Genomic DNA, 20,448 nt, shown 5'->3' on the forward strand with positions numbered 1-20,448 from the left:
ATAGGTGTTGACGGCAGATTCCAGAGGTCTATAATTCGCCCCACTTCCGGCGCAGTCGAAACGGAAAACTCCTTGAGATTCAAAGAGTTACGCGGTTTTCGACAGCGGCTTGCTTCAGATCATCGAAGCCTGGAAGGAGTTGAAAGAGCAGTGATGTGTAGCTCTTTTAACGGTTCGATCTTCTCGGTCGAAAGCGGAGAAAAAGAGGTGTTGACAGCAGCGATTAACGCTGTAGAATTCGCCTCCCGCTAACGAGAGATCGGAAGCGCAAGTGGTTGAAGTTGTTGAAGAATTCTTCGAAAACTTCTGAAAATAATCACTTGACAGCAAATGAGGCTGCTGTAGAATGCGCGCCTCGGTTGAGATGAAAGATCTTAACCAACCGCTCTTTAACAACCGAATCAAGCAATTCGTGTGGGTGCTTGTGCAGTCAGACTGATAGTCAACAAGATTATCAGCATCACAAGTTACTCCGCGAGAAATCAAAGATGTAACCAACGATTGCTGAGCCAAGTTTAGGGTTTCTTAAAAACCCAAAGATGTTTGAACTGAAGAGTTTGATCATGGCTCAGATTGAACGCTGGCGGCAGGCCTAACACATGCAAGTCGAGCGGATGAGAGGAGCTTGCTCCTGGATTCAGCGGCGGACGGGTGAGTAATGCCTAGGAATCTGCCTGGTAGTGGGGGACAACGTTTCGAAAGGAACGCTAATACCGCATACGTCCTACGGGAGAAAGCAGGGGACCTTCGGGCCTTGCGCTATCAGATGAGCCTAGGTCGGATTAGCTAGTTGGTGAGGTAATGGCTCACCAAGGCGACGATCCGTAACTGGTCTGAGAGGATGATCAGTCACACTGGAACTGAGACACGGTCCAGACTCCTACGGGAGGCAGCAGTGGGGAATATTGGACAATGGGCGAAAGCCTGATCCAGCCATGCCGCGTGTGTGAAGAAGGTCTTCGGATTGTAAAGCACTTTAAGTTGGGAGGAAGGGTTGTAGATTAATACTCTGCAATTTTGACGTTACCGACAGAATAAGCACCGGCTAACTCTGTGCCAGCAGCCGCGGTAATACAGAGGGTGCAAGCGTTAATCGGAATTACTGGGCGTAAAGCGCGCGTAGGTGGTTTGTTAAGTTGGATGTGAAATCCCCGGGCTCAACCTGGGAACTGCATCCAAAACTGGCAAGCTAGAGTATGGTAGAGGGTGGTGGAATTTCCTGTGTAGCGGTGAAATGCGTAGATATAGGAAGGAACACCAGTGGCGAAGGCGACCACCTGGACTGATACTGACACTGAGGTGCGAAAGCGTGGGGAGCAAACAGGATTAGATACCCTGGTAGTCCACGCCGTAAACGATGTCAACTAGCCGTTGGGAGCCTTGAGCTCTTAGTGGCGCAGCTAACGCATTAAGTTGACCGCCTGGGGAGTACGGCCGCAAGGTTAAAACTCAAATGAATTGACGGGGGCCCGCACAAGCGGTGGAGCATGTGGTTTAATTCGAAGCAACGCGAAGAACCTTACCAGGCCTTGACATCCAATGAACTTTCCAGAGATGGATTGGTGCCTTCGGGAACATTGAGACAGGTGCTGCATGGCTGTCGTCAGCTCGTGTCGTGAGATGTTGGGTTAAGTCCCGTAACGAGCGCAACCCTTGTCCTTAGTTACCAGCACGTAATGGTGGGCACTCTAAGGAGACTGCCGGTGACAAACCGGAGGAAGGTGGGGATGACGTCAAGTCATCATGGCCCTTACGGCCTGGGCTACACACGTGCTACAATGGTCGGTACAAAGGGTTGCCAAGCCGCGAGGTGGAGCTAATCCCATAAAACCGATCGTAGTCCGGATCGCAGTCTGCAACTCGACTGCGTGAAGTCGGAATCGCTAGTAATCGCGAATCAGAATGTCGCGGTGAATACGTTCCCGGGCCTTGTACACACCGCCCGTCACACCATGGGAGTGGGTTGCACCAGAAGTAGCTAGTCTAACCTTCGGGGGGACGGTTACCACGGTGTGATTCATGACTGGGGTGAAGTCGTAACAAGGTAGCCGTAGGGGAACCTGCGGCTGGATCACCTCCTTAATCGACGACATCAGCTGCTGCATGAGCTCCCACACGAATTGCTTGATTCATTGAAGAAGACGATAGAAGCAGCTTTAAGCTCCAAGCTGATAGCTCTGAGCTAACAGTTACAAGCTCGAAATTGGGTCTGTAGCTCAGTTGGTTAGAGCGCACCCCTGATAAGGGTGAGGTCGGCAGTTCGAATCTGCCCAGACCCACCAATTTTGTTATGGGGCCATAGCTCAGCTGGGAGAGCGCCTGCCTTGCACGCAGGAGGTCAGCGGTTCGATCCCGCTTGGCTCCACCATAAACTGCTTCGAAGTTTGAGAGTTTAGAAATGAATATTCGCACTGAATATTGATTTCTAGTCTTTTGATTAGATCGTTCTTTAAAAATTTGGGTATGTGATAGAAAGATAGACTGAACGTTACTTTCACTGGTAACGGATCAGGCTAAGGTAAAATTTGTGAGTTCTCTTAGTTGAGAAATTCGAATTTTCGGCGAATGTCGTCTTCACAGTATAACCAGATTGCTTGGGGTTATATGGTCAAGTGAAGAAGCGCATACGGTGGATGCCTTGGCAGTCAGAGGCGATGAAAGACGTGGTAGCCTGCGAAAAGCTTCGGGGAGTCGGCAAACAGACTTTGATCCGGAGATGTCTGAATGGGGGAACCCAGCCATCATAAGATGGTTATCTTGTACTGAATACATAGGTGCAAGAGGCGAACCAGGGGAACTGAAACATCTAAGTACCCTGAGGAAAAGAAATCAACCGAGATTCCCTTAGTAGTGGCGAGCGAACGGGGACTAGCCCTTAAGTGGCTTTGAGATTAGCGGAACGCTCTGGAAAGTGCGGCCATAGTGGGTGATAGCCCTGTACGCGAAAATCTCTTAGTCATGAAATCGAGTAGGACGGAGCACGAGAAACTTTGTCTGAATATGGGGGGACCATCCTCCAAGGCTAAATACTACTGACTGACCGATAGTGAACTAGTACCGTGAGGGAAAGGCGAAAAGAACCCCGGAGAGGGGAGTGAAATAGATCCTGAAACCGTATGCGTACAAGCAGTGGGAGCAGACTTTGTTCTGTGACTGCGTACCTTTTGTATAATGGGTCAGCGACTTATTTTCAGTGGCGAGCTTAACCGAATAGGGGAGGCGTAGCGAAAGCGAGTCTTAATAGGGCGTCTAGTCGCTGGGAATAGACCCGAAACCGGGCGATCTATCCATGGGCAGGTTGAAGGTTAGGTAACACTGACTGGAGGACCGAACCGACTACCGTTGAAAAGTTAGCGGATGACCTGTGGATCGGAGTGAAAGGCTAATCAAGCTCGGAGATAGCTGGTTCTCCTCGAAAGCTATTTAGGTAGCGCCTCATGTATCACTGTAGGGGGTAGAGCACTGTTTCGGCTAGGGGGTCATCCCGACTTACCAAACCGATGCAAACTCCGAATACCTACAAGTGCCGAGCATGGGAGACACACGGCGGGTGCTAACGTCCGTCGTGAAAAGGGAAACAACCCAGACCGTCAGCTAAGGTCCCAAAGTTATGGTTAAGTGGGAAACGATGTGGGAAGGCTTAGACAGCTAGGAGGTTGGCTTAGAAGCAGCCACCCTTTAAAGAAAGCGTAATAGCTCACTAGTCGAGTCGGCCTGCGCGGAAGATGTAACGGGGCTCAAACCATACACCGAAGCTACGGGTATCACCTTCGGGTGATGCGGTAGAGGAGCGTTCTGTAAGCCTGTGAAGGTGAGTTGAGAAGCTTGCTGGAGGTATCAGAAGTGCGAATGCTGACATGAGTAACGACAATGGGTGTGAAAAACACCCACGCCGAAAGACCAAGGTTTCCTGCGCAACGTTAATCGACGCAGGGTTAGTCGGTCCCTAAGGCGAGGCTGAAAAGCGTAGTCGATGGAAAACAGGTTAATATTCCTGTACTTCTGGTTATTGCGATGGAGGGACGGAGAAGGCTAGGCCAGCTTGGCGTTGGTTGTCCAAGTTTAAGGTGGTAGGCTGAGATCTTAGGTAAATCCGGGATCTTAAGGCCGAGAGCTGATGACGAGTTACCCTTTGGGTGACGAAGTGGTTGATGCCATGCTTCCAAGAAAAGCTTCTAAGCTTCAGGTAACCAGGAACCGTACCCCAAACCGACACAGGTGGTTGGGTAGAGAATACCAAGGCGCTTGAGAGAACTCGGGTGAAGGAACTAGGCAAAATGGCACCGTAACTTCGGGAGAAGGTGCGCCGGTGAGGGTGAAGGACTTGCTCCGTAAGCTCATGCCGGTCGAAGATACCAGGCCGCTGCGACTGTTTATTAAAAACACAGCACTCTGCAAACACGAAAGTGGACGTATAGGGTGTGACGCCTGCCCGGTGCCGGAAGGTTAATTGATGGGGTTAGCTAACGCGAAGCTCTTGATCGAAGCCCCGGTAAACGGCGGCCGTAACTATAACGGTCCTAAGGTAGCGAAATTCCTTGTCGGGTAAGTTCCGACCTGCACGAATGGCGTAACGATGGCGGCGCTGTCTCCACCCGAGACTCAGTGAAATTGAAATCGCTGTGAAGATGCAGTGTATCCGCGGCTAGACGGAAAGACCCCGTGAACCTTTACTATAGCTTTGCACTGGACTTTGAATTTGCTTGTGTAGGATAGGTGGGAGGCTTTGAAGCGTGGACGCCAGTTCGCGTGGAGCCATCCTTGAAATACCACCCTGGCAACTTTGAGGTTCTAACTCAGGTCCGTTATCCGGATCGAGGACAGTGTATGGTGGGTAGTTTGACTGGGGCGGTCTCCTCCTAAAGAGTAACGGAGGAGTACGAAGGTGCGCTCAGACCGGTCGGAAATCGGTCGTAGAGTATAAAGGCAAAAGCGCGCTTGACTGCGAGACAGACACGTCGAGCAGGTACGAAAGTAGGTCTTAGTGATCCGGTGGTTCTGTATGGAAGGGCCATCGCTCAACGGATAAAAGGTACTCCGGGGATAACAGGCTGATACCGCCCAAGAGTTCATATCGACGGCGGTGTTTGGCACCTCGATGTCGGCTCATCACATCCTGGGGCTGAAGCCGGTCCCAAGGGTATGGCTGTTCGCCATTTAAAGTGGTACGCGAGCTGGGTTTAGAACGTCGTGAGACAGTTCGGTCCCTATCTGCCGTGGACGTTTGAGATTTGAGAGGGGCTGCTCCTAGTACGAGAGGACCGGAGTGGACGAACCTCTGGTGTTCCGGTTGTCACGCCAGTGGCATTGCCGGGTAGCTATGTTCGGGAAAGATAACCGCTGAAAGCATCTAAGCGGGAAACTTGCCTCAAGATGAGATCTCACTGGAACCTTGAGTTCCCTGAAGGGCCGTCGAAGACTACGACGTTGATAGGTTGGGTGTGTAAGCGCTGTGAGGCGTTGAGCTAACCAATACTAATTGCCCGTGAGGCTTGACCATATAACACCCAAGCAATTTGCTGACCTGAAAAGGCGCCAGATTGCGGTGTGTGAAGACGAAACGAACCGAAAGTTCGAAACGCACAAACACCAGCTGTCACATACCCAATTTGCTGAAGCGAGGCCGTCTGGTCCCGAGTCAGTACCCGAATTTCTTGACGACCATAGAGCGTTGGAACCACCTGATCCCATCCCGAACTCAGCAGTGAAACGATGCATCGCCGATGGTAGTGTGGGGTTTCCCCATGTGAGAGTAGGTCATCGTCAAGATTAAATTCCGAAACCCCAATTGCGAAAGCAGTTGGGGTTTTGTTTTGCCTGCGAGAAAGTTCTTACAGCTTTCGCAGACCTCGTCCGGCTGTCACAGCCGGCCGACAATGCTAAGGTTCTGCCTCGGCTTTAGCGATTTTCCAAGGAATCCATATGTCGGACGCCCAGTCCCTCAACGCTGCATTCATGGTGGTTCAGAGCAACAGTCTCGATGAGCTGCGCAGTCTTGTGGTCAGCATCATGCGGCGCTACCCACTGGCACCCCTGGAAAACGAAATCGCTTTGGTGCAAAGCAACGGCATCGCCCAATGGCTCAAACTGGCATTGGCCGAAGATCCTGAAGACGATGACCTTGGCGGTTGCGGGATCGCTGCGGCGATTGACGTTCAACTACCCGGCAGTTTCATGTGGCAGCTCTATCGCATGGTATTGGGACGAGAAGAGATTCCGGCGAAATCCCTGCTCGATAAGGCTCCGCTGACCTGGCGCCTGATGCGCCTCTTGCCACAGGTAATCGACCGCCCACATTTCGAGCCGCTGCAACGCTTCCTCACCAATGACAGCGATCTGCGCAAGCGCTATCAATTGTCAGAGCGTCTGGCCGATCTGTTCGACCAATATCAGGTCTACCGGGCCGACTGGCTGGAAGATTGGGCGGAAGGCCGCCACCAACTGCGCAATGTGCGAGGTGAAATCAAGCCTCTGCCAGCGACCAGTTGCTGGCAGGCAGAGTTGTGGCGAGCGCTGCTGGATGACGTCGGCGAACAGGGCATGGCGCAGAGTCGTGCCGGCGTGCATCAACGCTTCATGGAACGCATCAACATACTCGACAAGGCCCCGGCTGCGCTGCCGCCGCGCGTGATCGTCTTTGGCATTTCTTCATTGCCCGCACAAGTTCTTGAAGCGCTCGCCGGTCTGGCGCGCTTCAGTCAGGTTCTGCTTTGCGTACACAACCCCTGTCGCCATCACTGGGCCGATATCGTTGCCGACAAGGATCTGCTGCGACATCAATACAAGCGCCAACAACGCAAAAGCGGGATGCCCGTTGTACTTGATGCCGAAACCCTGCATCAGCACGCGCATCCGTTGCTGGCCGCTTGGGGCAAGCAAGGTCGCGACTATATCAACCTGCTCGACAGCTACGACGATCCCAACAGCTACCGCGCAGCCTTTCGTGACGGCCGCATCGACCTGTTCAGCGAAGCCCAGCCGCACAACATGCTTAACCAGCTTCAGGACGACATCCTCGAATTGCGCCCCCTCAACGAGACTCGTGAGCTCTGGCCCGCTGTCGACCTGACGCAGGACCAATCGATCCGGTTTCACATCGCCCACAGTGCCCAGCGTGAAGTCGAAATCCTGCACGATCAACTCCTGGCGCGCTTTAGCGCCGACCCGGCTCTACGCCCACGGGACGTGATCGTGATGGTCCCTGATATCGACAGCTACGCACCGCATATCCGCGCGGTTTTCGGTCAGCTCGATCGATTTGACCCGCGCTTCATTCCGTTCACTTTGGCGGACCAGGGCCAGCGTGGCCGCGATCCTTTGTTGATCGCGGTCGAACATTTGCTCAAATTGCCGGACAGTCGTTTCCCGGTCAGCGAGATTCTCGACCTGCTCGATGTTCCAGCTCTGCGTGCTCGCTTTGGCGTAGAGGAACGTGACCTGCCAACCCTGCACCGCTGGATCGAGGGTGCCGGCGTGCGTTGGGGCATGAGTGCCGAACAACGGGCCGGTCTCGGATTGCCTGAGGAACTGGAGCAGAACAGCTGGCATTTCGGTCTACGCCGAATGCTGCTGGGCTACGCCGTCGGCAGTGCCGATGCATGTGCAGGTATCGAGCCTTACGACGAAATTGGTGGGCTGGATGCTGCCCTGATCGGGCCACTGGTGGCTCTGCTGGATGCCTTGGAAATCGCTCACCAGCAACTCACGCAACCTGCTCAACCGAAAGAGTGGGGGCTGCGCTTGCAGGCGCTGATGCAGGTGTTCTTTCAGGCGAGCAACGAGCACGACGACTACCTGCTGACCCAGCTCGAAGAGCTTCGCGAGACTTGGCTGGAGACTTGCGAGGCGGTCGGCCTGACTGACGAATTGCCGCTGACTGTCGTGCGCGAAGCCTGGCTCGCCGGGCTGGATCAGGGCCGATTGTCGCAACGATTCCTCGCCGGTGCGGTGAATTTCTGCACCTTGATGCCGATGCGTGCCATTCCTTTCAAACTGGTATGTCTGCTGGGCATGAACGACGGCGATTATCCCCGCGCGCAGCCGCCGCTGGACTTCGATCTGATGGGTAGTGATTACCGCCCAGGCGACCGCTCACGACGTGAAGACGACCGTTACCTGTTACTCGAAGCGCTGTTATCCGCACGCACTCAGCTCTATATCAGTTGGGTCGGTCGCAGCATTCGCGACAACAGCGAACGACCCGCCTCGGTGCTCATCGGCCAGTTGCGCGATCACCTCGCCAGCGGCTGGCGTTCAATCGACCCTACCCAGGATCTATTGGAAGCGCTGACCGAAGAACACCCCCTGCAACCTTTCAGTGCCCGCTATTTCCACGAAGGCGAGCAACTGTTCAGCTACGCCAGTGAGTGGCAGGTGTTGCATCAAGAGAAAACGCAGCAAAGTGAAGCACCGTTACTCGCGCCATATGTTCAAGAGGAACCGTTGACGCTGGCATTGCTGCAGGATTTTCTGCGTAATCCGGTTCGGCATTTTTTCACACAACGTCTCAAGGTCTATTTCGAGGCTGCGCAAGCGCCGTTGGCCGATGAAGAACCTTTCGTGCTGGACGCGCTACAGCGCTACACGCTGAGCGACAGTTTGCTGGAAGCCGCACTCAGTCAGCCGGACGATGTCGATCAGGCACTGCACGCCCGGGCGCTGCGCCTGCAAAACAGTGGTCTGCTGCCTATGGCCGGTTTTGGCGAATGCCTACAGCGTGAACTGATCGAACCGCTACCGGATCTTCTGCAGCGTTATCAACAGTTGCTGACGTTATGGCCGACGCCATTGAGTAGTGCAATCCCGGTCAGTCTCGACTTGCAGTGTCTGCGGTTGGAAGGCTGGCTCTCGAGCCTGCACCGACGCGCCGATGGCGGCCTGCTGTCGGTCACGACCATTCCCAACAGCATCGGCTCGATCAAAACTCGCAAGTGGCATCGGCTGACCAAATCGTGGGTTACCCATCTGGTCGCCTGCGCCAGCGAGCATGCGCTGACCACGGCATTGGTCGCCAGTGACGATACGTTGTTGCTGGAGCCAATGGAGCGAGACCGAGCGTTGCGTTTGCTCGGTGACCTGCTTCTTGCGTGGCAATCAGGCATGCGCCAGCCCTTGCCGATTGCGATAAAAACCGCGTTCGCCTGGTTGTCTCAAACTGACCCGGTCAAAGCCGAAGCAACTGCGCGAAAAGCCTATGACGGTGACGGCCAGACCAGCAACGGCGAGCGGCGTGAAAGCCCGGCACTGCTCCGGCAATATCCCGACTTCGATGCATTGTTGGCAGACGAAACCTTCACCGGCTGGTGCGACGCCTTGTACCGCCCATTATTCGAAGCGCCGTGGCGTTCCTTGTCCAGCGAAGGTGCGCGCGCATGAGTACCAAAACACCGTTGGCTCTGGCCTTCCCGCTACGCGGCAGTCAGTTGATCGAAGCAAGTGCAGGCACCGGCAAAACCTTCACGATTTCGGCACTTTATCTGCGGCTGATTCTCGGCCATGGCGGCGAGACAAGCGGTTTTGCACGCGAACTGCTGCCGCCGCAAATCCTCGTAGTGACGTTTACCGACGCTGCTACCAAAGAGCTGCGTGAACGCATTCGGACACGCTTGGCTGAGGCCGCGCGGTTCTTCCGCGACGAAATTGTTGCCCCGGACGGACTGATTGCCCAGCTGCGCGATCAGTTCGATCCGCTGCAATGGCCGGGCTGTGCCAACCGCCTCGATATCGCCGCGCAGTGGATGGACGAAGCCGCCGTCTCGACCATTCACAGCTGGTGTCAGCGCATGCTGCGCGAGCATGCGTTCGACAGCGGCAGCCTGTTCACGCAATCCCTGGAAACCGATCACAGCGATCTGCTTGGCGAAGTGTTGCGCGATTACTGGCGACTGTTCTGCTACCCGATGCAGGGCGATGCGCTGAACTGGGTGCGCAGCAATTGGGGTGGCCCCGCCGCGTTGTTGCCTCGGGTGCGCGGCTTGTTTGCCAGCGAGCGTGACACCGATGAAGGCAAGGCGCCCGCGGAGCTGATCGAAGAGTGTTTGCTGGAGCGGCGAGCGGCGTTGGTCGAACTGAAAATGCCTTGGCGTGACTGGGCAGACGAGCTGCTTGCTCTCTGCCATGAAGGCGTCGCCAGCAAAACCGTCGATGGCCGCAAAATGCAGGCGCGTTATTTCGAGCCGTGGTTCGAGAAGCTCAAGACCTGGGCCGAAGACGAGTCGCTTGAGCAACTGGACATTGGCACTGGCTTCACCCGATTGACGCCCGATGGCATGGCCGAGGCCTGGAAAGGCCCGGCGCCCAGTCATCCGGGACTGGACGCCATGTCCGGACTCAAGTCGAGCCTTGATGCCTTGCCGACGCCCGATGCTGCTGTTCTGCAACACGCTGCCAAGTGGGTCGGCGCGCGTTTTGAAGAAGAGAAGCGCCGTCGCGCAGAAATGGGGTTCGACGACATGTTGCTGCGTCTGGATGCCGCGCTGCAATCGGAGGGCGGCGAGCGTCTGGCAACGCTGATCCGCGAGCAGTTCCCGGTCGCGCTGATCGACGAATTCCAGGATACCGACCCGGTTCAGTACCGCATCTTCGAGAGCATTTACCGTATCGAAGACAATCACCCTGACACCGGCCTGTTCCTGATCGGCGACCCGAAGCAGGCGATCTATGCCTTTCGTGGTGCCGACATCTACACCTATCTGCGCGCACGTCAGGCCACTACCGGCCGTTTGCATACACTAGGCACCAACTTCCGCTCCAGCCACGGCATGGTGACAGCGGTCAATCACGTGTTCGAACGCGCCGAGTCCCGAGAGCAGGGACGCGGCGCGTTTTTGTTTCGCGAGAAAACCGGCGAAAACCCGGTACCGTTCCTCCCGGTCGAGTCTCAGGGGCGCAAGGAAACGCTGCGGATTGCCGGGCAAGACGTCGCAGCACTGAATGTCTGGCTACTGCCCAGCGATCAGCCGCTGTCCGGCGCGGTCTATCGCCAGAAAATGGCCGCCGCCTGCGCCAGTCAAATCACCGCACTGCTCAATGGCGGGCAAACCGGCAGCGCTGGTTTCTTTCAAGCAGACGACTTCAAAGGTTTACGCCCTTCGGACATAGCGATCCTCGTCCGCGACGGTAAGGAAGCCCAAGCCGTACGCGCCGAACTCGCCGCCAGAGGTGTACGCAGTGTTTATCTCTCGGACAAGGATTCGGTGTTTGCCGCCCAAGAGGCGCACGATCTGCTGGCCTGGCTGAAGGCATGCGCCGAACCCGATGTCGAACGCTCGCTCAAGGCTGCGCTGGCTTGCACCACATTGAACCTGCCGCTGATCGAGCTGGAGCGGTTGAACCAGGACGAAATGGTCTGGGAAGCCCGGGTCATGCAGTTCCGTGGCTATCGAGAGCTCTGGCGCAAACAGGGCGTGTTGCCGATGTTGCGCCGCCTGCTTCACGACTTCCACCTGCCGCAAACCCTGATGCAGCGCAGTGACGGCGAACGCGTGCTGACCAACCTTTTGCACCTCTCGGAACTGATGCAGCAAGCCGCCGCTGAACTGGACGGGGAGCAAGCGTTGATCCGCCATCTGGCCGAGTTGCTGGCACTGTCCGGTCAGGCCGGTGAAGAGCAGATTCTGCGTCTGGAAAGCGACGAGCAACTGGTTAAAGTGGTGACCATCCACAAATCCAAGGGGCTGGAATATCCGCTGGTGTTCCTGCCATTCATTTGCTCGGCGAAACCGGTGGATGGCAGCCGTTTGCCGCTGCATTACCACGACGCTGCGGGCAAGGCGCAGATCAGCCTCAAGCCTACCCCCGAGTTGATCGCGCTGGCTGACGATGAGCGTCTGGCCGAAGATCTGCGTCTTCTGTATGTCGCGTTAACCCGCGCGCAGCATGCCTGTTGGCTGGGCGTCACTGATCTCAAGCGCGGCAATAACAACAGCTCGGTGCTGCACCTGTCGGCGTTGGGTTATTTGCTCGGTGGCGGTGCCGCTTTGGGCGAGTCCAGCGAACTGAATCGCTGGCTGCGGGATCTGCAGCAAGACTGCCCGGCCATCGGCATCAGCGAAATGCCTCAGCCCACTGATGAGCATTACCAACCGCCGCGCAATGAAGCAGTGCTACGAGCGACGCTACGGCCCAAGCGCAAAGCCAGTGAAAACTGGTGGATCGCTTCCTATAGCGCTTTGCGCATCAGCGACATATTGAGCGTCGGCAGCGATGAAGCACCGGACAGTCCGCAGGCGCAAAAGCTCTTCGACGACGAGCGCCTCGATCCCGACGCGCCACATGAAATCAGCAGCGGTGGCGCCGATATCCACCGTTTTCCTCGCGGACCGAATCCCGGCACGTTTTTGCATGGCTTGCTCGAATGGGCGGGCGCTGAAGGTTTTTCGGTTACCCGCGAAGCGCTGGAAGATGCAATTGCCCGGCGTTGCAACCTGCGCGGCTGGCAAGGCTGGATCACCACGCTGACTGACTGGCTGCCGCATTTGCTCAAGTCACCGTTGCCGATCGCTGGCGGGCAACCGCCGGTGGTTCTTGAGCAGTTGAAGCAATACCGCGTCGAGATGGAGTTCTGGTTTGCCAGCCACAAAGTCGACGTGCTCAAGCTCGACGAACAGGTGCGCCAGCACACCCACAATGGCGTCGCTCGTGTTGCGGCAGAACCGGTTCAGCTCAACGGCATGTTCAAGGGCTTTATCGACCTGACCTTCGAGCACGCTGGCCGTTACTACGTCGCCGATTACAAATCCAATTGGCTCGGCGTGGATGATCAGGCCTACACGGTGCAGGCGATGGAGCAGTCGATCCTCGACAACCGTTATGACCTGCAATACGTGCTGTATCTGCTGGCACTGCATCGCCAGTTGAAGGCGCGGCTGGCGGATTACGATTACGACCGTCACATCGGCGGGGCGCTGTATCTGTTTCTGCGCGGTACGCGTGCGGAAAGTCGTGGCGTGTACTTCGTGCGTCCGCCACGGGAATTGATCGAACGCCTCGACCGGATGTTCCAGGGCAAACCCGAACCCAAGTCCGAACCCGCCTGGGAACAGGGAGTCCTGCTATGAGCCGCACATTCGCCGATCTGCTGCCGACACCGCTGGAAGCGGACAGCCTGTCGAAACTTTCGCCGCTGACCCGCGCCGATGATTTGCTGTTGTTGCTGAGCCGTTGGGTCGAGCGCGGCTGGCTGCGCGCGCTGGACCGCGCCTTTGTCGCTTTCCTGCATGAACTCGAGCCCGAGACCGACCCGTTGGTGCTGCTGGCGGCGGCGTTGACCAGTCACCAACTCGGCCATGGTCATGTGTGTCTGGACCTGTTTGAAACCCTCAAGGCGCCGGATTTTGCACTGTCATTGCCGCCCGAAGGCGATGTGCAGGGCGGTGTGTTGTTGCTGCCCTCGCAATTGCTCGAAACGCTCGATGGAGCTCATTGGTGCAAAGTGCTGGCAAGTAGTCCATTGGTGGCCCTGGCCGCTGACCCGAGTGAAACAGCGCAGACACGTCCGCTGGTGCTGTCCTCGAAACGCCTGTACCTGCGCCGCTACTGGACCTACGAACGCCGCATCGATGCAGCGTTGCGCCAACGCTTGATGCAGCAGGAGCCGACGCCGGATGATCTGCCGCAGCGTCTGGATGAATTGTTCGGCGGCGCGGAATCTGCAGCTGTCATCGATTGGCAGAAACTCGCCTGTGCTCTCGCTACGCGAAGCGCCTTCAGCATCATCACTGGCGGCCCGGGCACCGGGAAAACCACCACGGTGGTGCGCTTGCTCGCATTGCTGCAGGCACCGGCCGTCGAGGCTGGCCATCCGCTGCGCATTCGTCTGGCGGCACCGACCGGCAAGGCCGCTGCGCGTTTGACCGAGTCGATCAGTCAGCAAGTGCAATCACTGCAAGTCGCCGAAGCGGTGCGCGCGGCGATCCCCAGCGATGTGACTACCGTGCACCGTCTTCTCGGCAGTCGACCGGGCACCCGGCATTTCCGTCACCATGCCGGCAACCGCCTGCCGCTGGATGTGCTGGTGGTCGATGAAGCGTCGATGATCGACCTGGAAATGATGGCGAACTTGCTCGACGCCATGCCGGCCCATGCTCGGCTGGTGCTGCTGGGCGACAAGGATCAGTTGGCCTCGGTCGAGGCCGGCGCGGTACTGGGCGATCTGTGCCGTGACGCCGAGGGCGGTTGGTACAGCCCGCAAACGCGACAATGGCTGGAGTCTGTCAGTGGCGAGTCGTTGCAGGGTAGCGGTTTGCATGAAGACTGCGACGGCACCCATCCGTTGGCGCAACAAGTGGTGATGCTTCGTCACTCGCGCCGCTTCGGCGAGGGCAGCGGTATCGGTCAGCTCGCGCGCCGGGTCAATCAGCAATTGGCCGATGAGGCGCGACAGTTGCTCGCGGCCGGCGGCTACGACGACGTGTATTCGCTACCGCTCAAAGGCGAACATGATCACAAGCTCGAACGCCTGTTGCTCGAAGGTCACGGCAACGGCCCGCAAGGTTATCGCCATTACTTAAGCGTACTGCGCGCTCAGCGTCCACCGTCAACGCGGCCACTTGAGCATGCGGACTGGATCGATTGGGCGCGCGAAGTCTTGCAGGCGTTCGACACATTCCAGTTGCTGTGCGCGGTGCGCAAAGGGCCATGGGGCGTTGAAGGTCTGAACCAGCGCATTACCACTGCGTTGCTCAAGGCGCGTCTGATCGAGAGCGATCAGCAGTGGTATGAAGGTCGGCCGGTGCTGATGACACGCAACGACTATGGTCTGGGCCTGATGAACGGCGACATCGGTATCGCCCTGAAACTGCCCGAGCGTGAAGGCGCAGAAATCGGCAAAACGGTTCTGCGCGTGGCCTTCCCGCGTAACGATGGTCAGGGCGGCGTGCGCTTCGTGTTGCCGAGTCGACTCAATGATGTCGAAACCGTGTACGCCATGACGGTGCACAAGTCCCAGGGTTCGGAGTTCGCCCACACGGCGCTGATCCTGCCGGACGCGCTGAATCCGGTACTGACCAAAGAGCTGATCTACACCGGGATTACTCGCGCCCGGCACTGGTTCACCTTGATCGAGCCGCGTGCCGGCGTGTTTGAAGAGGCGGTGCTGCGCAAGGTCAAGCGTCTGAGCGGGCTGATGCTGGAACTGGAAGAGGGCACCGAGCCTCCGGGATGAAGCGCTGAATGACCGACAACGAATACTGACCAACCGGTCAGAGGCAGGCGCCTCGCTGGTGTTCTGGCGCTGTGCTATCGTTGCGGCATCATTTCGTTACGCTCCAAGAGAATCCCTCCATGAAGGTGGCCGTCTGGGCGACACAGCGTGTGGTGGCCTGCCAGCACGCATTGCTGATCGTTTTGCTCTGGTTGTTCACGGGCAGCGCCATCGCCCAAGCGCAAACCGGGCCGGCCGAGCAACGGGCCAAAGCGGTCACGCAAGTGGTTCTTGGCATCCTCAGTTACGCACGCTGGCCGGTGGAACCAGCGCAATTGCGTCTGTGCATCGTCGGCCCCACCGAATACACCGATGACCTGGTCAAAGGCACCACGCAAGCCACCGGCCGGCCAGTGGCCGTGCGGCGTCTGCTGGCGGACAACCCGGCCATCGTCAGCGAATGCGATGCGGTGTACATCGGCAAGCTCACCGCCGATGAACGCAGTCGCCTGTTTGCATCATTGATCGGGCATCCGGTGCTGAGCATCAGCGAAGCCGACGATCAATGCACCGTCGGCAGTCTGTTCTGCCTGCGCGTCGGCGATGAACAAGTGTCGTTCGAGGTCAATCTCGACTCCGTGGCTCGCAGTGGTGTGCGCATACACCCCAGCGTGCTGCAGTTGTCCCGTCGCAAAGCGGCGGCGCCATGAAGCTGTTCAGTTGGAAGGCTCGCCCCACCCTTGGTTCGGTCATTGGCCGTGGGCATTTGATTGTCGCGCTGGTGGCGGTGGCGATGGCCAGTGTTTCGCTGACCTTGCTGGGCGTGCTCGCGCTGCGGGTCTATGCCGATCACAACCTGCACTTGATCGCCCGTTCGATCAGCTACACCGTCGAAGCGGCCGTCGTGTTCAATGACAAAGCGGCGGCAACCGAGGCGCTGGCGATCATCGCCGCCACCGAGGAAGTGGCAGATGCCCGAGTGCTCGACGCGCAAGGCCAATTGATCGCGCAATGGCAGCGCGTCGAGACCGGCTTGTTCTCCGAGCTGGAAATGCAGATCACCCGCGCTCTTCTGGAAAAACCGGTCAGCCTGCCGATCGAGCATCAGGACCGCGAAATCGGTCGCGTCCTGCTCATCGGTCACGGCGGCAGCCTGATGCGCTTCCTGCTTAGCGGCCTCGCCGGGATTGTGCTGTGCACCGCGATCAGCGCCTGGGTCGCGCTCTATCTGGCGCGGCGGCAGTTGCGCGCGATCATCGGCCCGTTGCACAGCCTCGCCGCCGTCGCCCACGCCGCGCGCAGTGAGCGAGCGCTGGATCGGCGCGTGCCGCCGGCGCAAATCGCTGAACTGGATAATTTGGGCAACGACTTCAATGCCTTGCTCGGCGAACTCGAGTCGTGGCAAACCCATCTGCAAAACGAAAACGAAACTCTCGCTCACCAAGCGACCCACGACAGCCTCACCGGTTTGCCCAACCGCGCGTTTTTCGAAGGCCGCTTGATCCGCGCCTTGCGCAACGGCAAAAAACACGATGAGCGGGTCGCCGTGCTGTTTCTCGACAGCGACCGCTTCAAAGGCATCAACGATAACTTCGGCCACGCCTCGGGCGACGCAGTGCTGGTGGCCATCGCCAATCGCGTGCGAGCGCAATTGCGCGAGGATGATCTGGTCGCGCGGCTGGGTGGCGACGAGTTCGCCGTGCTGCTCGCGCCGCTGCACACGGTCGAAGACGCTGAGCACATCGCTGACAAGATTCTCGCCAGCATGGACATGCCGATCACCCTGCCCGGCGACAGCAGTGTGGTGACCTCGCTCAGTATCGGCATCGCCGTCTATCCCGATCATGGCGCTACGCCTGGGACTTTACTCAACGCAGCCGACGCGGCGATGTACCAGGCCAAGCGCCTGTCGCGTGGCGCGCAATTCACCGCCGGGTCGGAGCGCCCGGTCGATTCCGTTCACACCAGGAGCTGATGTCCGTGTTCACTCTTCCCGTTCGACTTTTTTCCGCATTGCTGATGATCGCCGCGCTGACCCTGAGCGGTTGCCAGACCGCCCCGCAAAAGGGCCTGACACCGGCGCAGGTCGCCGTGCTCAAACAGCAGGGTTTCGAGTTGACCGACGACGGCTGGGAGTTCGGCCTGTCGGGCAAAGTGTTGTTTGGCAGCGATGTCGAAAGCCTGAACGCAGCCAGCACGGAAATCGTCGAACGCATCGGCAAGGCGTTGCTCGGCGTGGGGATCGAGCGCGTTCGGGTAGATGGCCACACCGATGCGTCGGGCAAGGAAACCTACAATCAGCAACTGTCGCTGCGCCGGGCCAAGAGCGTCGCCAACGTCCTCAGCACGGTCGGCATGAAGCAGGAAAATATCCAGCTGCAAGGCCTGGGCAGCAGCGAACCGGTGGCTTCCAACGACACCGCAGCGGGGCGTACGGAAAATCGCCGGGTGTCGATTGTGGTCAGCGCCGACTAATCGGCAAAGCGCATCTCCCGCGTTTCACCCATCAACAACGCCTGATTGCGCTCGGTCATTTTGACTTAGGGCCGAAAAGGGTCAAGTTCACCTTTGCAGGCTTTCAAACGAGCAATGACATCAGATGAGGTTTTCGCAGTGTCGATCCTCCCTGCGCCATCAAGGTTGATTTCCGTCGTTGTCCCCCATTTTGGCGTTATGTCGATACACCTTCTGAGTTTCTTGCCGGACCACCAATCGAACATCATGAAGAAGTCCTTATCTGGAAAGATGTGGCCAATGTCTGCTGTCCCTTCACCGGGGAGCATCCCACCTTTGTCGATACGATGCTGGGTGTTCCAGATATAGCGCAGCTCCTCCTTGCCATCGTTGGGGTAATTCACGACTACTCTCGGCAGAGTTACATACCAAAATACAAGCAAGGTAAGCAGGCAGAGCAGTACTACTTTTCCCTTACTCAACTTGCTTGCAAACGTGGACAATAACGCCATCGCCCCAATCCTCTGGTGTAACTGCAAGAACCTTCTCCATGATCATTTTGGCGGTAATGCCTCCGTCAGGATGCTCAGCAAATAGTTTGATCCCTATGCCAATCGATATCCGATCTGGTACATCGTCATAAGCCTTCATCCCGTCTACACCTGGGGTAGCGTGAGGTCCGCGACGTTTATTCCAATCGAAAACCTTTCGGATGGAGTCCGAGGCAATCTGCTCAACACCGGCACCATCGGCCAACACGCTTTCAGAAAGGCCTCCAGCTCGCCCTACGTAGCCGTAGTGGATATTTGACCAGATATCATAGAAATAGTCGTATTCACCCTGCTTTTGGTAATAGCTACCGAACCTCGCATAGATTTTAGGCTTGTGGTCCCAATCCCGATTTTGTCCAACACGCTCAGTCCAAATCGCCATTGCGGCCGCGCCGTTTGCAGCCCCGATTGCTTGAGGGCTCGTCGCGCCAACTTGGGCATACCAAGGTAGATCCATTTGCTTGCGGGTCTCTGTGGCAACGTCATAACTGAGCAGTTCTTTCATCTTCAAGACAGAAGGGTGATGAATATTGCGATTCATCTCGTCCGCAATGTATTCCGCCACCTCCTCCATCGTGTCAGGGTCTTTGCAAACGACAGGTTCTTCTTTTGCCTCTGGCTTCTTCTCCGGGGGCTTACCGGCTGCCTTAGGATCTACCAAAGCGTTCGCTGCTAAGGCTTTCTCTTTGAGCTTCGGGTCGGCCAACAAGGTCGCCATCTTCTCATCGTCTACGGAACCGTCTGGCCGGAAGGCTCCCAGCGCCATGAAATTAATAATGGTTGCCCCACCAGCGTCACCCATGACGAAGCCACCACCGACATCACCTGACCCCGTGATGACTGTCCCGCCGTGACTGGTTGGGCTCCCTAAGTGGGCCATAGGACGGCCGTTCACTTGTATAGAAGGAAAGCCTGTAGTGATTACTGCACCACACCCACAGGTATCACCAACGCGGGCGGAGCCCATGAAGTTGATATTTACGTCACCGGATGCGGAAGCGATAGGGGTAGTCCCGTGACCGGGCATTGGGCAGACGTGTTTGTCGCCCAGTCGAGCAGAAGAAATCATTGAGCATCGTCCTTGCATCTTTCGTCCATAGACAATCACCAGTCATCAAGCTGGTGCTTGGCAGGCTACCGTAAACATGGAGGAGGGTCTGTAGGAAAAGCCTCAATCGCGAACAGTGGGCGCTGCGAACAGTCCCACTGAGCGGAGTCACAGCAGACAACTGAGGGGAAGGGGCCACACTGACGACTACGTCTGCTATCTGCGCCGCTAAGGGTGTGACTGGGTAATTCCAGCACCAATTTAAAAACACCCACTATAAGCAGAGGGGAGACTTAAAGGTATTTCCCTTAGGTATTCGTTTGTGCAATCACTGGTGAAATCAAAAAAACCTCTCCATAACCAGAAGGGACCTTAAGTTACCCATAAGCCCTTCCTCTCTAAGTCTTCTTACTCGCTTCCTCTCTGGTGATGAATATCAATGACCAATAACCACCTAACCTAAAGGAGGGCTAAGCGATGACTACTCGGTGGGAGACCTGTGTAGCTGTAATCCGCACTCTGGCTACCCACCGTGTCACCTACCGATTTCTTGGTTTACTCCTTGTCGCTTTTGGAGTTAGTCAGGGTGGTGCTGCGGGCGAAGCCTTCGGGAATGTCTTCTGCGTTCTACTCGGTGGCTGTGCTGAGTGACCTTGCTGGGGTAATGGCGAATAGCTTCAGCGCCGACCGTTATAGGAGATAGAGCTTTTATCAATACCTATGTCGTCGCGAACAGCATTGAGGAGGCCGAGAGCCTTTTCCCGGACGTTAGTCCATTCATACGCCGCCTCACCGTGAGAGATTTCCAGAAGATGGTCCATCAACTCATCTTGAGCATCCATTACTGATTGAGGCGCCAGCATGGCGAGATAGCCATAAACCCTCATTCGTTGCTCGTTGAACTCATCGAAACGGGCCCCGGCTTCATTGGCTACTAATCTCCCGCTTTCGTGAGAGTCAAGCGAGGCAAGCAGTCGAGCCACCGAGTCGATAACCGCCCGATAGATCACCATTTTGTCATTCTGAAACCGAAGGGTTGTCTGCATGACAACATCGAGTTCCCGTTTGGTTGACTCAAGCTGAGCGGCAAGTTTATTTGTCTGTTTAGCCAGCATCTTGTCGGCCCATAGCTTCCCAAACCAAGTGGACAAACCCAATACAACGACACTTCCGCCCCCAATTGATACGAGTCCCGTGGCGAATATCTTCAAGGCATCTTCCCAGCTCATAGCAGCATCCTTTGGGCAAAGAAT

At 56.9% G+C, this 20,448-nt stretch carries 10 protein-coding genes, 2 tRNA genes and 3 rRNA genes; 12 read left to right on the forward strand and 3 right to left on the reverse strand.

Annotated elements, in window-relative coordinates; translation table 11 throughout:
* Window positions 1-545: 545 nt before the first annotated feature.
* From FEE99_RS07905 to FEE99_RS07955, 11 genes are all read left to right on the forward strand, one after another.
* Window positions 546-2,082 (forward strand): 16S ribosomal RNA (locus FEE99_RS07905).
* Between the two features lie 123 nt (window positions 2,083-2,205).
* Window positions 2,206-2,282: transfer RNA gene (locus tag FEE99_RS07910), tRNA-Ile, on the forward strand.
* Between the two features lie 10 nt (window positions 2,283-2,292).
* Window positions 2,293-2,368: transfer RNA gene (locus FEE99_RS07915), tRNA-Ala, on the forward strand.
* A 238-nt stretch (window positions 2,369-2,606) separates the two neighbouring features.
* Window positions 2,607-5,500 (forward strand): 23S ribosomal RNA (locus FEE99_RS07920).
* 153 nt (window positions 5,501-5,653) lie between these two features.
* Window positions 5,654-5,769: ribosomal RNA gene (rrf, locus tag FEE99_RS07925) — 5S ribosomal RNA — on the forward strand.
* Together the 16S, 23S and 5S rRNA genes with 2 tRNA genes alongside form the textbook arrangement of a ribosomal RNA operon.
* 153 nt (window positions 5,770-5,922) lie before the next feature.
* Window positions 5,923-9,375, forward strand: a complete 3,453-nt coding sequence (recC, locus tag FEE99_RS07930) for an exodeoxyribonuclease V subunit gamma (protein ID WP_041477861.1) — start codon at window positions 5,923-5,925, stop codon at window positions 9,373-9,375.
* Window positions 9,372-13,058 carry an exodeoxyribonuclease V subunit beta gene (gene recB / locus FEE99_RS07935; protein ID WP_143979132.1) on the forward strand — a complete coding sequence of 1,229 codons (3,687 nt, stop codon included), beginning with the start codon at window positions 9,372-9,374 and terminating at the stop codon, window positions 13,056-13,058. Before recC ends, recB begins: the two co-directional genes overlap by 4 nt.
* Window positions 13,055-15,163: an exodeoxyribonuclease V subunit alpha gene (gene recD, locus FEE99_RS07940; RefSeq protein WP_041477863.1), complete on the forward strand. Its 2,109-nt coding sequence runs from the start codon at window positions 13,055-13,057 to the stop codon at window positions 15,161-15,163. Before recB ends, recD begins: the two co-directional genes overlap by 4 nt.
* A 119-nt stretch (window positions 15,164-15,282) precedes the next feature.
* Complete coding sequence (locus FEE99_RS07945) at window positions 15,283-15,852, forward strand: YfiR family protein (RefSeq protein WP_041477864.1); 570 nt, start codon at window positions 15,283-15,285, stop codon at window positions 15,850-15,852.
* The gene (locus FEE99_RS07950; RefSeq protein WP_064361056.1) at window positions 15,849-17,117 is read left to right on the forward strand and encodes a diguanylate cyclase domain-containing protein; all 1,269 of its coding nucleotides are present in this window, start codon (window positions 15,849-15,851) and stop codon (window positions 17,115-17,117) included. Before FEE99_RS07945 ends, FEE99_RS07950 begins: the two co-directional genes overlap by 4 nt.
* Window positions 17,117-17,617 (forward strand): OmpA family protein, encoded by a 501-nt coding sequence (locus FEE99_RS07955; protein WP_177327009.1) that lies wholly within the window; start codon window positions 17,117-17,119, stop codon window positions 17,615-17,617. Before FEE99_RS07950 ends, FEE99_RS07955 begins: the two co-directional genes overlap by 1 nt.
* A gap of 65 nt (window positions 17,618-17,682) precedes the next feature.
* On the opposite strand, the gene FEE99_RS07960 is transcribed toward FEE99_RS07955, so the two are convergent.
* A complete protein-coding gene (locus FEE99_RS07960) occupies window positions 17,683-18,108 on the reverse strand; it encodes a hypothetical protein (protein ID WP_041477866.1) in 426 nt (141 codons plus the stop codon).
* On the reverse strand, window positions 18,071-19,216 hold the full coding sequence (locus FEE99_RS07965; RefSeq protein ID WP_041477867.1) for a polymorphic toxin type 44 domain-containing protein: 1,146 nt from the start codon (window positions 19,214-19,216) through the stop codon (window positions 18,071-18,073). The genes FEE99_RS07960 and FEE99_RS07965 overlap by 38 nt, the downstream gene beginning before the upstream one ends.
* A 456-nt stretch (window positions 19,217-19,672) precedes the next feature.
* On the opposite strand from FEE99_RS07965, the gene FEE99_RS07970 reads away from it, so the two are divergent.
* Window positions 19,673-19,846 carry a gp19.5 family protein gene (locus FEE99_RS07970; protein ID WP_221264967.1) on the forward strand — a complete coding sequence of 58 codons (174 nt, stop codon included), beginning with the start codon at window positions 19,673-19,675 and terminating at the stop codon, window positions 19,844-19,846.
* Between the two features lie 26 nt (window positions 19,847-19,872).
* Here the strand turns inward: FEE99_RS07970 and FEE99_RS07975 are convergent, their stop codons facing one another.
* Window positions 19,873-20,424 (reverse strand): hypothetical protein, encoded by a 552-nt coding sequence (locus tag FEE99_RS07975; RefSeq protein WP_041477868.1) that lies wholly within the window; start codon window positions 20,422-20,424, stop codon window positions 19,873-19,875.
* Between the last annotated feature and the right edge of the window lie 24 nt (window positions 20,425-20,448).

The sequence above is a fragment of the Pseudomonas sp. ef1 genome (genome assembly GCF_007293365.2).
In the GTDB taxonomy this organism is placed as follows: Bacteria; Pseudomonadota; Gammaproteobacteria; order Pseudomonadales; family Pseudomonadaceae; genus Aquipseudomonas; species Aquipseudomonas siliginis.

Coding starts and splice junctions, on each gene's coding strand:
- recC (WP_041477861.1), top strand. CDS start 5,923: ATGTCGGACGCCCAGTCCCTCAACGCTGCATTCATGGTGGTTCAGAGC.
- recB (WP_143979132.1), top strand. CDS start 9,372: ATGAGTACCAAAACACCGTTGGCTCTGGCCTTCCCGCTACGCGGCAGT.
- recD (WP_041477863.1), top strand. CDS start 13,055: ATGAGCCGCACATTCGCCGATCTGCTGCCGACACCGCTGGAAGCGGAC.
- FEE99_RS07945 (WP_041477864.1), top strand. CDS start 15,283: ATGAAGGTGGCCGTCTGGGCGACACAGCGTGTGGTGGCCTGCCAGCAC.
- FEE99_RS07950 (WP_064361056.1), top strand. CDS start 15,849: ATGAAGCTGTTCAGTTGGAAGGCTCGCCCCACCCTTGGTTCGGTCATT.
- FEE99_RS07955 (WP_177327009.1), top strand. CDS start 17,117: ATGTCCGTGTTCACTCTTCCCGTTCGACTTTTTTCCGCATTGCTGATG.
- FEE99_RS07960 (WP_041477866.1), bottom strand. CDS start 18,108: ATGGCGTTATTGTCCACGTTTGCAAGCAAGTTGAGTAAGGGAAAAGTA.
- FEE99_RS07965 (WP_041477867.1), bottom strand. CDS start 19,216: ATGATTTCTTCTGCTCGACTGGGCGACAAACACGTCTGCCCAATGCCC.
- FEE99_RS07970 (WP_221264967.1), top strand. CDS start 19,673: ATGACTACTCGGTGGGAGACCTGTGTAGCTGTAATCCGCACTCTGGCT.
- FEE99_RS07975 (WP_041477868.1), bottom strand. CDS start 20,424: ATGAGCTGGGAAGATGCCTTGAAGATATTCGCCACGGGACTCGTATCA.